The organism is Paenibacillus sp. FSL W8-0426 (genome assembly GCF_037969725.1).
GTDB lineage: Bacteria > Bacillota > Bacilli > Paenibacillales > Paenibacillaceae > Paenibacillus > Paenibacillus hubeiensis.
In genome coordinates this window covers 6,442,172-6,455,918 of the sequence record NZ_CP150203.1, presented here as the reverse complement: position 1 = coordinate 6,455,918, position 13,747 = coordinate 6,442,172, and the positions used below count along the sequence as shown (strand labels likewise).

The following is a 13,747-nucleotide window of genomic DNA, read 5'->3' as shown; positions in this document are numbered from 1 at the left end:
GGTTGACTTCCTGCTATACGAAACTACAATGGGTAGTGTGAGGGGTGTCGGATCATGAAAATACTCAATTTCAAAGTGGGAGAACGTGGATTGAATCGTTTCTTTGGTCCACTGGAGGCCAAAATCATGGATGTGCTGTGGAGTCGCCCTGGCAGCAGTATCCGTGAGGTGCAAACGGCGCTTGAACAGGATCGGGACGTCAACTTCAACACGGTCATGACGGTGATGAACCGGCTTGTGGACAAGGGATTGCTCAGCAAATCGCAGAAAGGCAGAACTTCGCTGTACCATCCGGTGCAGAGCAAGGAACAGTTCATGAATGACCAATCGAAGGAGCTTTCGCATGAACTGGTCGACGAGTTCGGGGCCTTGGCCGTAAACCATATGCTGGATGCGTTGGAGGATGTGGATGCAAGCTTGATCGAACGGCTGGAACAGAAGATCAAAGAGTGGAAAAAGGAGAACAACTGACATGTGGGCGGCGCGTTCGAAGCTGCTGTTCGCCGTTGGGCTCGGCATTCCACTGCTTGTGTTCCTTCAGATGTCGATGTACCTGCTGTACAAAATGTTTGGATGGGACATGCCGTTTAACCTGCTCTGGCTGTGCAATCATTGGATGAGCCGAATGGGTTGGACATGGGTGGGCCATGTGCTCGTCGGATTGGCGATCATAACATTTGCGGGCACGGGGTGGCTTTTGGTTCATCGGTTGATGAAGACACGGGCAGCGATGAAAAGGTTGTGGAGGATCGAGGATAAAGGATGGTCACGCAGCCTGCAAACCAAATACGAACATGTGGGGCAGACCGGATTTATCGTAGTGGCCGAAAAGGCTCCGCTCGCGTTCACTATCGGGCTGTGGAGGCCGCGCATCGTTTTGTCGACAGGCCTTCTGAACATGCTGGATAACGATGAAGAGGAGGCAGTCGTTTATCATGAGCTTCATCATCTCTGGCATCGCGACCCGCTTAAAACGACGCTGCTGACCGTATTTGCCAGCATGATGCCTTATCTTCCCGTTTTGAAGCATGTCGCGAAACATTACGGCATCGTCCGGGAAATACTGGCGGATAACGAAGCGATCAGGCGCACAGGGAACGTTGCCGGCATTGGGAGCGCGCTGCTCAAATTGATACGTGCCTGTCCCGAGTCATGGCGAGTCAGAGACATGTCGGTACAATCGTCGTTTGCCGATGTATCGGTGAACGTTCGAATTTCGAGGCTGCTCAATCCCGAACTGGAGGTTGCGCTAACGCTGCCGCGATTTGCGGTACTGGTGTCCGCGACCGCCATTCTTATGTTATCTGTCCTGTTTGTGTGGTCGATTGGCTGACCATTTCCGGTTCAGCCCACCCGAATGGAAGGAGGAAGATGAAACTTGAATAGTAGAAGTGTGGAAATCGGATTGTTTTTTCTGAGGATTGCCATAGGAGCGGTCTTTGCATTGCATGGCTGGAGCAAGTTCGAAGGCGGCATCAGCAATACGGTAGGCTTCTTCGAAAGTCTTGGCGTTCCTGGATACCTTGCCTCCGTTGTGGCCATCATTGAACTCGCAGGCGGAGCAGCCGTGATTCTAGGCCTGGGCACCCGCGTATTTGCTGCGCTGTTCATTGCCGTAACGGCCGGAGCATTGATCATGGCCAAGGCGGATGCGCCGTTTCTGGGCGGAACGGAGCTGGAATATACGCTGCTGGCAAGTTCGCTTGCCTTGTTATTCACAGGCAGCCGATTTCTTGCGCTGGACCAGCTTTTCTCAAGGCAGTCCGGTTCAGGACACCGTTGATGTTTTAGTTTGAAGCGTATATGGAGTGAAACGTACAGGATATGGCAGAAAACAACCTGCTTCGGCAGGTTGTTTTCTTTTTTTTGCGCAATTTCCAACCTGTTCAGGACGATGAAGTGGGTTGACAATCAATTTAATAAAAACTAATATAATGGACAATGTCGATAATGAATATCATTATCATAAGAATCAAACAGATGAAAATTGGCTGCAAGAAGGGGTACTTCCGTTTTACGGCTATAAGCGAGGGGTCTGTAAGAGAGATGAAGTTGAGGTACATGCTGGTCATACTGCTGGTTTTGTCTTTCGCGTACATATTTATCGGCAATTCAGATATTGCGCCTTGGGATTTATTTGACCTGAATGCTGTACAGCTGCAAGTGCTGCAGGTCAGTCGGATTCCGCGCCTGATCAGCATCCTTGTCGCCGGGGTCAGCATGAGCGTCATCGGACTGATTATGCAGCAGCTCACACGGAACCGGTTCGTCTCGCCTACGACGGCGGGAACGATGGATTCGGCACGGCTCGGCATTCTCGTCACGTTGATGTGGTTCCCGGGCGCTTCTCCTTTGCAAAAAATGTTGGTGGCCTTTGTTTTTGCCTTGGCGGGCACCTTCATTTTCATGCGTATTCTGGAGCGGGTCAAATTCAAGGATACCGTCTACATTGCGCTTCTGGGCCTGATGTTCGGGAATATCATGAGCTCGATCACGACGTTTTTTGCTTATAAAAATGATCTCATCCAGAATATCTCCTCTTGGCTGCAGGGAGATTTCTCGACCATCATGAAAGGCCGGTATGAGTTGATTTATATCAGCATCCCGCTGCTGGTGATCGTCTACCTGTTTGCCAACCGGTTTACGCTGGCGGGCATGGGAGAAGATTTCGCCACCAATCTGGGGCTTGCTTATCGGAGAGTTGTGAATATCGGACTCATTCTGGTTGCGATGGTGTCGGCTGTCGTGATCATCACGGTAGGAACGATTCCGTTTTTGGGGCTGGTCGTGCCGAACATCGTCACCCTGTACAAGGGGGACAATCTCCGCAGTACTTTGCCGCATACGGCGGTGCTTGGCGCCATTTTTGTGCTGGTCTGCGACATTCTGGGACAACTCGTCATTTATCCGTATCAGCTGTCCATCAGTCTGACGGTAGGCGTGGTCGGCAGCGTATTGTTCCTGTATTTGCTGCTTCGAAGAAAGGCGTATGCATCATGAACATGAAATTTACGGCTAACACGTGGAAGTTTATTTTGCTGGTCGCGGCAGCAGTCATTCTGGTTGCGGTGTTTATGACCATCCAGGCAGGCGGGAACTGGGATTACATCTTGCCTCGGAGAGGGAAAAAAATATTGGCGATCGCGCTCACCGGGGCGTGCATTGCCTACTCCACGGTCATCTTTCAGACGATCACGAACAATCGCATTCTTACGCCGGGCATTATGGGCCTGGACTCGCTGTATATGCTGTTCCAAACCTTTGCGGTATTTGTGTTTGGCAGTGCACATATCAGCTTCATCAACCAAAATATCAACTTTGCCGTATCGGTTGCACTGATGGTGCTGTTCTCCCTGCTGCTGCATCAGTTCATGTTCCGCAGGGAGAGAGGGCGAAACATCTACCTGCTGCTGTTGGTAGGTTTGATTCTCGGCACGTTGTTTCAGAGCATGTCCACATTCATGGAAGTCTTGATCGATCCCAATGAGTTTTTGGTGCTGCAGGGCAAAATGTTTGCCAGCTTCAATAACGTCAATACCGATCTGCTGATCATTTCCATGGCGGCGATCGTGCTGATTCTACTTTATGCTAGACGATTCAACAAATACCTCGACGTCTTGTCGCTCGGCAAAGATCATGCAGTGAACTTGGGCGTGGACTATGCTCGGATCGTCAAACGTCTGCTGCTGGTTGTCATGGTGCTGGTATCCATCTCTACCGCGCTTGTCGGTCCGATCATGTTCCTGGGCCTGCTTGTGGCGAACGTGGCCCATCAAGTATTCAGAACCCATAGGCATATCGTGCTGCTGTGGGGCTCCGTGATGATCTCGATCGTAGCGTTGGTCGGCGGGCAGCTGATCGTTGAAAGAGTATTTACCTTTGCCACTACAGTGAGCGTCATTATCAATTTTATCGGCGGTGTCTATTTCATCTATTTGCTGCTAAAGGAGAATAAGTCGTGATAGAAGTCAGAAATGTCACAAAACAATACGGCGGAGTCCGGGTAGTGGATGATGTCTCCATAAACATCGCCAAAGGCAAGATCACTTCGTTCATCGGCCCGAATGGTGCGGGGAAAAGCACGCTGTTATCCATGATTACGAGATTGATTGAGAAGGATTCCGGCCAGGTGCTTATTGAGGGGCGCGAGCTCGGGACCTGGAAAAGCAAGGAGCTTTCCAAAAAAATATCGGTGCTGAAGCAATCCAACCATATCAATATCCGGCTGACCGTAGAAGATCTGGTTGCTTTTGGACGCTTTCCGTACTCGCAAGGGAGGCTTACGCCAGAAGACAGGCTGCATATTCAGGAAGCGATCAATTATATGGATTTGGGGCCGTTTCAGAAAAAGTATCTGGATGAACTGAGCGGCGGCCAGCGGCAGCGTGCTTACATTGCGATGGTCATCGCTCAGAACACGGAATACGTGCTGCTGGATGAACCGCTCAACAATCTGGACATGAAGCACTCCGTGCAAATTATGAAGGTGCTTCGCAGGATGGTCGATGAACTGGGCAAAACGGTCGTCATTGTCATTCACGACATCAACTTTGCTTCCTGTTATTCGGATCATATCGTCGCGCTTAAGGATGGGCGAGTTGTGCAGGAGGGCAGGACCGAAGACATCATTGACACAGAAGTGTTGAGAGAGGTTTACGATATGCACATTCCCGTGCAATGGATTGACGGACGTAAAATTTGCGTTTATTTTTCATAATTCACAATGAAAGGCGAGAGGTGTTCACGAATGAAAAAAGTATGGTTATTCACGTTGTTGCTTGCGCTGTCTGTTGTGATGGCGGCATGTGGTGGAGCGAAATCAGCCGAGAATGCGGGACAGGGGAATGCGTCCGGGACGGAAACCCAGGCTTCGACACCTGCTGAAACGGATGGAGAGATCGTGGTCAAACATATGCTGGGCGAGACGACCGTGAAAAAAAATCCGCAAAAGGTCGTTGTCTTCGATTACGGAGTTCTCGATTCCCTCGACCAATTGGGCGTTGAAGTTGCGGGCGTTCCCCAGGAGGGCGTTCCCCCGTATCTGTCCAAATATAACGATGAGAGCAAATACGCCAACGTGGGCGGGCTGAAAGAGGCCGACTTTGAGGCGGTCAATGCCTTGAAACCGGACCTGATCATCATTTCGGGGCGTTTGCAGGATTCGTATGAGGAATTGAGCGACATTGCCCCTACCATCTACATGGCCGTGGACAATGCCGATTACATGAACAGCCTGAAAGGGAACGTAACGACGCTTGGTCAAATTTTCGGCAAGGAAAAAGAGGCTGAAGAAGCCATCTCCTCCATCGAAGCCTCGATTAAAGCGCTGAACGATAAAGTGAAGGCTTCAGGCAAAAACGCGCTGGTCGTACTGACGAACGAAGGTAAATTGAGCGCATATGGAGCCGGTTCCCGGTTCGGCGTAATTCATGACGTCTTCGGCTTCAAACCTGCCGATGAAAATATTGAGGTGTCCACGCACGGACAGAGCGTTTCCTTTGAATACGTGATGGAGAAAAATCCGGATTATTTGTTTGTCGTGGATCGCAGCGCGGTCGTTTCCGGCCAGGGAGAAGCCGTTCCGGCCAAGCAGGTCATCGAGAACGATCTGGTGAAAAACACAAATGCTTTCAAGGAAGGTCATATCGTATACCTTGATCCAAACTACTGGTATCTGTCCGGCGGCGGGCTCGAATCTATGCAAGAGATGATCAAGGAAGTGGATGCCAACGTGCAATGAGTCCATTGTCTTAGACCCACCCATTAAGGTTTCCTTTACACCGTTTTTACATAGAGGTCATCCGAGTACACAAACTCGGGTGGCCTTTTATTTGTTCTTCTGTAGTTCACATCCTATGGACCGCATTGTTATTTCACCATTTTGAAAATTGACACATAATTCCGTTTATGCTGGCACAAGCTACCGTGTATAGATTCGAGAACGGAGGGACGGTACATGGCTGGAAACAAAACGGAGGGAGGACCTTCTTTCCCCAATTCTCAAAATAAAAAACACATTCCATTGGGATTGCCCGCCCCGCCTTTTGTCCGGCAGCCCATCGGTGCGACCCATGAGAGCCATCTGGAGGCGCTTAAAGAGATCTTTTCGGATGCCTCGGACGTGGTCTTCCGAAACGTCATGATTTCGCCCGACGTGCAAGGATTGCTGGTATACATCGAGGGCATCGTCAATTCCTCGGACATTCAGGAACATATGCTGCGTCCGCTCATTCGAGGCTTGGTGGAAGATCGGACCAATGAGCCGGAAGCGCCTCTGGACGACACGCGAGTCGCATTGACCCAGATCAAAAAGGTAGATTCCTGGGCGGAAGCCACTGACGGGCTTCTGGAGTCATCGGTGTTGCTGCTTGTGGACGGCAGCAAGGAAGGCTGGTTGTTCAATGTAAAGGGGGGCGTTCGCCGCGGCGTTGAAGAACCGCAGACGGAGTCCGTCATCAGGGGACCGAGGGAAGGGTTCACGGAGACGCTTCGCGTGAACACGGCCTTGCTTCGTTTCAAATTAAAAACATCCTCGCTGAAAATGCTGAGCATGACGATGGGCACCGAAACGAAAACCAATGTGGTGCTGACCTATTTGGAAGGCATTGCCGATCCCAAGCTGATCAAGGATGTGAAGGAAAGGTTAAACAAAATCAAAATCGATGGCATCCTCGAAAGCGGATATATCGAAGAACTGATCGAGGATCATCCCTTTTCTCCGTTCCCGCAAATGCACTATACCGAGCGTCCGGACACGGTTGCCGGCAATCTGTTGGAGGGGAGATTTGCCATCTTTGTGGACGGAACGCCGTTTGCGCTCATCGCGCCGGTCACGATGTGGCAGATGCTTCAGGCCAGCGAGGATTATTACGAACGCTTCTTCATTTCGAATCTTATCCGCTGGATCCGATTCCTTTTCGTGGCCATTGCGCTTTTCCTTCCGGCGCTGTATATCGCGATCACGACGTTTCACCAGGACATGCTGCCGACCACGCTCATTCTGAGCATCGCCGCTGCCCGGGAAGCCATTCCTTTTCCTGCACTGGTGGAGGCGCTAATTATGGAACTATCCTTCGAAGCATTGCGCGAAGCGGGGGTCAGGCTGCCCAAAACGGTGGGACAGGCCGTCAGCATCCTGGGCGCGCTCGTGATCGGGCAGGCTGCGGTTCAGGCCGGCATTGTGTCTGCGCCCATGGTCATTATCGTATCGATGACAGGTATCGCGTCATTTACGATTCCCCGGTTCAACTTTGCGATCACGGTGCGTTTGCTGCGGTTTCCGATCATGCTGCTGGCAGGTATGCTGGGTCTATATGGCATCGTTATCGGGCTTGTGCTGATTTCCGTGCATCTGACGCAGATGACCTCCTTTGGCGTTCCGTATTTGTCCGGATTGAGCCCATACCATAAATCGGATACGAAGGATATCGTGATGCGTGTGCCGTGGTGGAAAATGGTTCGTCGCCCTTCCAAGGTTGATGTCGATCAGAGGCGCATGAATCCAAATATCAACGGGTCGCCGGAGTCGGAGGAAGGATGGTGAGATCATGCTGAATTTGCATAAGCGGCGTGCCATGGCGATGTTGCTCCTGCTCACCGTTGTCCTCTCGGGATGCTGGGATCGCGAGGAAATCAACGACATCGCTTTTGTCATCGGCATAGCCATTGACAGGGAGGATAACAACTATCGGTCAAGCCTGCAGATTGCGCTTCCGGGCCAGGCCGGTTCCACGGGAAGCGAAGGGGGAGGAGGCGGCACCAGCGGGGACAAGTCCTGGTTCATGCTGTCCAATACGGCCAAAACGCTGCGCGGAACGTCGCTTGAAGGCCAGAAGTCACTTTCCAGACGGCTGTACTATGCGCACCGCCGTACATTGCTGATCGGCGAGGAGCTTGCCAAGGAAGGGGTTGCCCCCATGCTTGATTTGCTGACCCGTTATCCATTAAACCGTTTCTCGGCCTTGCCGATCGTAACGAGGGGGCCGGCTTATAAAGTGCTGGATGCCGATGCCCCTATCGAAAAGTTCCCTTCCGAAATGGTACGGGAGCTGTGTCTGCTGAACATGCGGCACCCGCGTTCGCTCAAAACGTTTATCGACTCCATTTTGGCCGAGGGGATCGATCCGTTTCTGCCAGTCGCTTCCGTGACTGAGAATGTCCCTGAAAATTGGAAGAATGTAAAAACAAACATCAAGCTGGACGGAATTGCCATATTTATTAAGGATAAACTGGTAGGCATGATAGACAAAGCTCCGGCAGACGCGCTTATTTTGGCCATGGGCGAGGCCAACGAACCCGAGATCATGGTTAAGGCGCCACGCGGGAAGGGGGATATTTTCATCAAGTTAAACGAGAATAATTCTTCCTTGCGGCCCCATGTGGTCAACGGAAAGGTCAGCGTTAAGATTCAAATGTATGCAAAGGGCGTCATCGTGGACAACGAGTCCAATTACGGTGATCTTAGGGAAAACGAGATCATGAGTTTAAATAAAGCGATCCATCAAAAAGTGAAAGCGGATATTGAAGAAGGCGTGCAGCTGCTTCAAAAAAAATATCGGGCCGATATTTTGGGGGTGGGCCGTGCGATCTATCGTAAATATCCGAAAGAATGGGACAAGCTCAAAGACCGATGGAGAGATATCTACCCGGACATTACGGTTGAGGTCGAGCCGCACATTATCATTGAAAATGTCGGTATCGTCAACAAGCCGATTGGCGTAGTCGAGGAGGATATCATCCATGATTAAGCCGCTGTTGTTTACCTATTTGGCCATGGTCGTCGCCGTTCTTTTTATGGATTTCAAACATCTGCGGCAAGCGGCGGCGGTAAACCGCTGGCTTTCCTATGGTTTGATCGCTGTTACGACAGGCATATGGTTATACGTCATCCAGCTCAAAAAAACGTTTTTTGTATCTGTATGGATCGCCCACCTTATTCAGCACTGGCTTCCTTTGCCTTAAAAAGCGGATACGACACGGGCATCCATATGGAAGACGGGAGGGAGTACCATGAACCAGGAAGTGAAACCGAGGCAGCTGTTTCTGCTTGTCATGTTGATGAGTATGACCGGCACGTTAATTCAGCCTCATGCACAAGCCATCTATTATGCCAAACAACATGCCTACTTGTCCTATATCCCCGCATTTGTCGTGATGGGGATATCCTTCTGGCTGATCAGCCGGATGATGCGCCGCTTTCCCGATAAGGACTTGTTTCAATCCCTGGTGGAACGGCATCCTTTTTGGGGAAGGGTTACGGGTATGCTGTACATCCTGTTTTTTCTTTTTGTCTTCGCAAGGGATTTGCGTTTGATCGGCGATTATGTCAGCATAACGTTGTTGGAAACGACCCCGATCTCGATCATTGCACTAACGATCCTCGTGATGGCCGTTTTTATCGTGAGGGGCGGTTTGGGATCACTGATCGGAATGGCAGAGCTGTATGTCACGCTGTTTCTGGTCAATTCGGTCATCGTGCCGTTTATGGTTGCCCCGCAAGTGGACCTGAACAATCTGCTGCCGTATTTGGACGTTGATGCGGCAGGCGTGGGGAGAGGCACTTGGTACATCTTTTCCTTTTTTGGCGAGATGGTTGCGCTCCCCTTTGTCATGAAAGGCAGTGACTTTAAATTCAAGCCTGCTTTTCGGGGAATGTTATGGGCCGTTTTGCTGATGATGTTGATCCTTATTGAAACGATTGCGTCCATCGGCGTGGAAATTGCCTCACGGTTGGTGTATCCTTCTTACGAATTGGCACGGCAATTGCAGATCAGCGAGTTTCTGGACCGGTTTGACTTGCCATTGGCCGCGGCGACCCTGCCTGCCATGGTTACCAAAATCGCGTTTGATCTGTATTTTGTATGTTGGGGGCTCAAACGGATGATTCCGAAGGTATCCGGCAAAGTGCTGACCGGACCGATTGCGCTGCTCGGGTTTGTTTGCGCGTTTTGGTTTTTCCGGAACGCCGTCCAGCTTTACCGGTTTACGCGGGAATGGACATGGATCGCCATAGTGTTTGAGGTCTTGATTCCGATCCTGTTGTTTCTGTTTCTTCGACCCAAAAAGAAACGGGCAGGCAAGCATGAGCAGCATGCGGAGAAATCCGGGCAGGAGGATGAAAGAAAGCGAAGCGGCCCGCAGGGCGGAAAACTTCAACCTTCTTAAGAAGGTGCATGGTTTATGGATTTTATAAAAAATCGTTATAGGAAAACCCCGAAAATAAAGGGTATTCAAGGTTCCCCTGCATGGGCTCTGCCTGTATACTGAAGTCAGACTGATGAACTTTCGGCAGAATCCAACTGGGGGGAACGATATGGCGCAACATTTGGCAGGCATACGCGTGGCTCTGACGGGACCGCGCAAGTCGAGGGAGATGTCCCTGCTGGTTGAAAAAATGGGCGGAATTCCGCTGGTACGGCCTGCACAGGGAACGGTGTTTCTGGATGACCGGAGCATTCGGGACGGACTGGTCTCCTGGATTTCCAATCCGCCGGACTGGGCGGTGCTGACGACGGGCATGGGGCTCGATGCCATTTTTGATATGGCAGAGGATATGGAGCTTGCCGGAGCGCTGCTTGATGTACTTGCGGCTTCGTCGATTGCGGCGAGAGGATACAAAACGGTGAATGCACTGCGCAAGCGCAGGCTTTCACCCATCGTTCGGGACGATGATGGCAGCACGGAAGGGTTGATCCGCGAGTTTGCTGCCCATGATCTTGCCGGGAAAAAAGTGATGCTGCAGCTCCATGGCGAAACGGCACCGAAACTGGTGAGTTGGCTGGAGCAGCAAGGCGCCCAGGTGCGGCAGGTGCTGCCTTATCGGCATGTGCCGCCGGAAGAAGCGGAGCTGGCGCAGCTGTTGAACGAAATCATCGCGAACGAGGTTGACGCCGTTGCTTTTACAAGCGGCCCGCAGGTGCGTTTTTTGACGGAATACGCAGCTTCGCAAGGCAAGCTGGAACAGATGCAGGAGGCGTTCAGGCAGGGCGTGGTGGCCGCTTCGGTGGGCAAAGTAACGGCAAATGCCATGCGCGAGGAAGGCATCGAGGTTCGCGTTGTCCCCGAGGAAGAAAAGATGGGGGCGCTCATCGTGGAGCTGGGCCGTTATTACGCCGCTTTGAAGGTAGATCAGGCTTAAAGGATGCACGGTATAAAAAGGCGAAAAGGCTGAGAGCAGTCCTTCGCTATGCTGATGTGCGGGTTTTGGTCAACCGAAGAGGAATGGAAAAGCTAATAAGAAGAGGCCTTGATCCATACATGGATCAGGGCCTTTTTAGTTTCGCAGGCAAAGGATTGCGTCCGGGCGGGAAAATTAAATGAATGCAGGCCTTCATGGGCATGGACATCATTTCCTGACGGATGGTATGATGAAGACAATATCATCACATGAAAACAGACAAGGTGCTCTTGCTTTCAGGCAAGAGGTAACAGGGAATCGGGTGCAAATCCCGAGCGGTCCCGCCACTGTAATGGGGAGGCTCCTTTCAATAATATCGGTTGCGCAGACGTTGGAGCTGCTGCTGATAAGTCACTCGGATTCACCGGGGAAGACGAAAAGGAAGCTGATGAACCAGAGCCAGGAGACCTACCTTGAATGTGTCACCGGACCCTTCGCGGAAAGGAGCGGTGTACGAACGATCAGGAAAAGGGCGGACCATAGGTCCGTCCGGCAGACCCTTCCGGGCCATGCATCAGCAGGATCATTCTTCCACGGAATGATGCTGTGTTCTTGAGCATACGTACATTCGTATCCCGTCCGCATTGCGGACGGGATTTATTGGCGTTCTCAGAGTTTTGAATATGCGATAAGGCGCGAAGAAGGCCGGCTTAGCCGTCCTTCTTCACTGTTTAAGTCGGACAGGTTATCGGAGGAGGAGAAACAGATGCAAGGACTAGGCAAGCTGCTTGTTATCGGATTCGGTCCAGGGGCCATGGAGCATATTACCCACCGGGCGCTTGAGGCACTGAGAGAGAGCGAGGTCATTATCGGCTACAACACGTACGTCGACCTGATTCGGCCGCTGCTGACCGGACAGGAAATCGTACGTACGGGCATGACCGAGGAAGTCAGCCGTGCGCAGGAAGCGGTAAGACAGGCGGAAGCGGGAAAAATCGTGGCCGTGATTTCCAGCGGCGACGCGGGCGTATACGGTATGGCCGGCCTCGTATACGAAGTGTTGATGGAGCGCGGATGGAAGCCGGACAGCGGCGTGGAAGTGGAGGTGGTTCCGGGCGTTTCGGCGATCCAGTCCTGCGCTTCCTTGCTGGGAGCGCCTGTCATGCACGATGCTTGCACGATCAGTTTGAGCGACCATCTGACCCCGTGGGACACCATTAAGCGCCGGGTTGAGGCCGCGGCTTCCGCTGATTTCGTCATTGCATTGTACAATCCGCGGAGCGGCAGGCGGACCCGCCAGATCGTAGAAACGCAGGAGATTCTGCTGCGTTACCGTGATCCCAAGACCCCTGTCGGGCTGGTCAAAAGCGCGTACCGCGACCGCCAGCATGTGGTCATCACCACGCTGGAGGATATGCTGAACCATGACATCGGCATGCTGACGACCGTGATCATCGGCAATTCGTCCACCATGATGTACGAAGGCCTCATGGTGACCCCGCGCGGCTATCAGCGGAAATACACGCTGAACGCGACGGAACAGCCGCTCCGGCCGCATGAGCGGCTGCGCACGGAAGCCGAGCCATGGTCGCTCGGCGCGATGGAGGCCCGTGCTGCCGCGAGCGGTACGGCAGCGGGCCAAAGCGCGGCCGGCGCAGCGCCTGCGGGACCGGCGACGAGCCCGGCGGGCAGCGATGCCGGCGGAGCCACTGCCGTGCTCGTCGCCGAGCGGCCTGCGCCGGCGGTTGCCGCGACGCACGCAGCCGCCGCAGCCGCGTCCATCGGCGCAGCCGAGCTGGCCGCGGAGGCGCTCGGTCGGCTCGCGGCAGGCGGGGCCCTCGCGGGCGAAGCAGCCAGCCGCTGGCTGGACGCCGGGCCTGGAGCCGCTGCGCCGCAGGCCCTGGAGCGCACGGCGCCCGCGCCAGGCAGCAAGCCGCCGCTCTTCGAGGTGGGCGTATCGCCCGGCGTCGGCAACAAAAAGTTCAGCGCCGCACAGATGGCGCTGCTTGCGCAATGCGCGGGTGACGACGGCGAGCTGGAGTATACGCCGGAGCACCAGATCATATTGCGCGTGCCAACCTTCGAGCCGGACCGGCTCGTTGCCGAGCTGCGCGCCGCGAAGTTCATCGTGGTGCCGATCGGGGACGTCATCAAGGTGAAAGCCTGCGACTTCTGCAACATGGAGAAGGATGATGCCGTACCGATGGCAGAACACCTGCAGGCCGTCATCGGCGGCGTGAGTGCGCCGAAGGAAACGAGCGTGGCCCTGAACGGCTGCGGCATGGCATGTTACGGCGCGGTGTTGGAGGATATCGGCATCGTGTACCGCAAAGGCGGTTACGACCTGTTCCTCGGCGGCAAAAAGTTCGGGCGCAACGCCCATCCCGCGCAACCGGTCGCGGAAGGCATTCCGGGCGACGAAATTGGCGGCATCGTGGAACGGATCGTTGCGGAGTACAAAGAAAAAGGACATCCGAATGAGCGTTTTCATAAATTTTTCAAACGGGTTGGCGTGATTCAGGGCTTCCGCCATGTGGATGCACCGGTCACGGTTGAAGTAAACCCGGTTTGTGGGGATTAGATGATCGGGAGCCAAGGATTTACCTTTGAACCAATAAGCAATGCATGGAC

General features: G+C 53.1%; 13 protein-coding genes and 1 riboswitch. All 13 genes read left to right on the top strand.

Annotated features, from left to right (window positions below):
• Positions 1-54: 54 nt before the first annotated feature.
• The 13 genes from MKY59_RS29180 to cobJ all read left to right on the top strand — a co-directional run bounded on the left by MKY59_RS29180 (position 55) and on the right by cobJ (position 13,697).
• Positions 55-471 (top strand): BlaI/MecI/CopY family transcriptional regulator, encoded by a 417-nt coding sequence (locus MKY59_RS29180; RefSeq protein WP_236413190.1) that lies wholly within the window; start codon positions 55-57, stop codon positions 469-471.
• Position 472: 1 nt separating this feature from the next.
• Positions 473-1,333, top strand: a complete 861-nt coding sequence (locus MKY59_RS29175) for a M56 family metallopeptidase (protein WP_339275062.1) — start codon at positions 473-475, stop codon at positions 1,331-1,333.
• Between the two features lie 45 nt (positions 1,334-1,378).
• Positions 1,379-1,783 carry a DoxX family protein gene (locus tag MKY59_RS29170; RefSeq protein WP_236413187.1) on the top strand — a complete coding sequence of 135 codons (405 nt, stop codon included), beginning with the start codon at positions 1,379-1,381 and terminating at the stop codon, positions 1,781-1,783.
• Between the two features lie 263 nt (positions 1,784-2,046).
• Entirely contained in the window at positions 2,047-3,000 is a 954-nt protein-coding gene (locus tag MKY59_RS29165) for an ABC transporter permease (RefSeq protein WP_236413185.1), read from the top strand.
• The gene (locus MKY59_RS29160; protein WP_290371415.1) at positions 2,997-3,962 is read left to right on the top strand and encodes an iron chelate uptake ABC transporter family permease subunit; all 966 of its coding nucleotides are present in this window, start codon (positions 2,997-2,999) and stop codon (positions 3,960-3,962) included. Before MKY59_RS29165 ends, MKY59_RS29160 begins: the two co-directional genes overlap by 4 nt.
• Positions 3,959-4,717: an ABC transporter ATP-binding protein gene (locus tag MKY59_RS29155; RefSeq protein ID WP_236413183.1), complete on the top strand. Its 759-nt coding sequence runs from the start codon at positions 3,959-3,961 to the stop codon at positions 4,715-4,717. Before MKY59_RS29160 ends, MKY59_RS29155 begins: the two co-directional genes overlap by 4 nt.
• A 30-nt stretch (positions 4,718-4,747) precedes the next feature.
• Entirely contained in the window at positions 4,748-5,740 is a 993-nt protein-coding gene (locus MKY59_RS29150) for a siderophore ABC transporter substrate-binding protein (protein WP_339275061.1), read from the top strand.
• A gap of 216 nt (positions 5,741-5,956) precedes the next feature.
• Positions 5,957-7,543, top strand: a complete 1,587-nt coding sequence (locus MKY59_RS29145) for a spore germination protein (RefSeq protein ID WP_339275060.1) — start codon at positions 5,957-5,959, stop codon at positions 7,541-7,543.
• A 4-nt stretch (positions 7,544-7,547) separates the two neighbouring features.
• On the top strand, positions 7,548-8,747 hold the full coding sequence (locus MKY59_RS29140; protein WP_236413178.1) for a Ger(x)C family spore germination protein: 1,200 nt from the start codon (positions 7,548-7,550) through the stop codon (positions 8,745-8,747).
• The gene (locus MKY59_RS29135; RefSeq protein WP_236413175.1) at positions 8,740-8,961 is read left to right on the top strand and encodes a hypothetical protein; all 222 of its coding nucleotides are present in this window, start codon (positions 8,740-8,742) and stop codon (positions 8,959-8,961) included. Before MKY59_RS29140 ends, MKY59_RS29135 begins: the two co-directional genes overlap by 8 nt.
• A gap of 48 nt (positions 8,962-9,009) precedes the next feature.
• The gene (locus tag MKY59_RS29130) at positions 9,010-10,164 is read left to right on the top strand and encodes an endospore germination permease (protein ID WP_339275058.1); all 1,155 of its coding nucleotides are present in this window, start codon (positions 9,010-9,012) and stop codon (positions 10,162-10,164) included.
• 148 nt (positions 10,165-10,312) lie between these two features.
• The gene (locus MKY59_RS29125; RefSeq protein ID WP_236413172.1) at positions 10,313-11,137 is read left to right on the top strand and encodes a uroporphyrinogen-III synthase; all 825 of its coding nucleotides are present in this window, start codon (positions 10,313-10,315) and stop codon (positions 11,135-11,137) included.
• A 244-nt stretch (positions 11,138-11,381) separates the two neighbouring features.
• Positions 11,382-11,607: riboswitch (cobalamin riboswitch) on the top strand.
• Positions 11,608-11,882: 275 nt separating this feature from the next.
• Positions 11,883-13,697: a precorrin-3B C(17)-methyltransferase gene (gene cobJ, locus MKY59_RS29120; RefSeq protein WP_339275056.1), complete on the top strand. Its 1,815-nt coding sequence runs from the start codon at positions 11,883-11,885 to the stop codon at positions 13,695-13,697.
• The last annotated feature ends 50 nt before the right edge of the window (positions 13,698-13,747 follow it).

Excerpts from the sequence above, each read along its gene's own strand:
- MKY59_RS29180 (WP_236413190.1), top strand. The coding sequence starts at position 55 with ATGAAAATACTCAATTTCAAAGTGGGAGAACGTGGATTGAATCGTTTC.
- MKY59_RS29175 (WP_339275062.1), top strand. The coding sequence starts at position 473 with ATGTGGGCGGCGCGTTCGAAGCTGCTGTTCGCCGTTGGGCTCGGCATT.
- MKY59_RS29165 (WP_236413185.1), top strand. The coding sequence starts at position 2,047 with ATGAAGTTGAGGTACATGCTGGTCATACTGCTGGTTTTGTCTTTCGCG.
- MKY59_RS29160 (WP_290371415.1), top strand. The coding sequence starts at position 2,997 with ATGAACATGAAATTTACGGCTAACACGTGGAAGTTTATTTTGCTGGTC.
- MKY59_RS29150 (WP_339275061.1), top strand. The coding sequence starts at position 4,748 with ATGAAAAAAGTATGGTTATTCACGTTGTTGCTTGCGCTGTCTGTTGTG.
- MKY59_RS29145 (WP_339275060.1), top strand. The coding sequence starts at position 5,957 with ATGGCTGGAAACAAAACGGAGGGAGGACCTTCTTTCCCCAATTCTCAA.
- MKY59_RS29140 (WP_236413178.1), top strand. The coding sequence starts at position 7,548 with ATGCTGAATTTGCATAAGCGGCGTGCCATGGCGATGTTGCTCCTGCTC.
- MKY59_RS29135 (WP_236413175.1), top strand. The coding sequence starts at position 8,740 with ATGATTAAGCCGCTGTTGTTTACCTATTTGGCCATGGTCGTCGCCGTT.
- MKY59_RS29130 (WP_339275058.1), top strand. The coding sequence starts at position 9,010 with ATGAACCAGGAAGTGAAACCGAGGCAGCTGTTTCTGCTTGTCATGTTG.
- MKY59_RS29125 (WP_236413172.1), top strand. The coding sequence starts at position 10,313 with ATGGCGCAACATTTGGCAGGCATACGCGTGGCTCTGACGGGACCGCGC.
- cobJ (WP_339275056.1), top strand. The coding sequence starts at position 11,883 with ATGCAAGGACTAGGCAAGCTGCTTGTTATCGGATTCGGTCCAGGGGCC.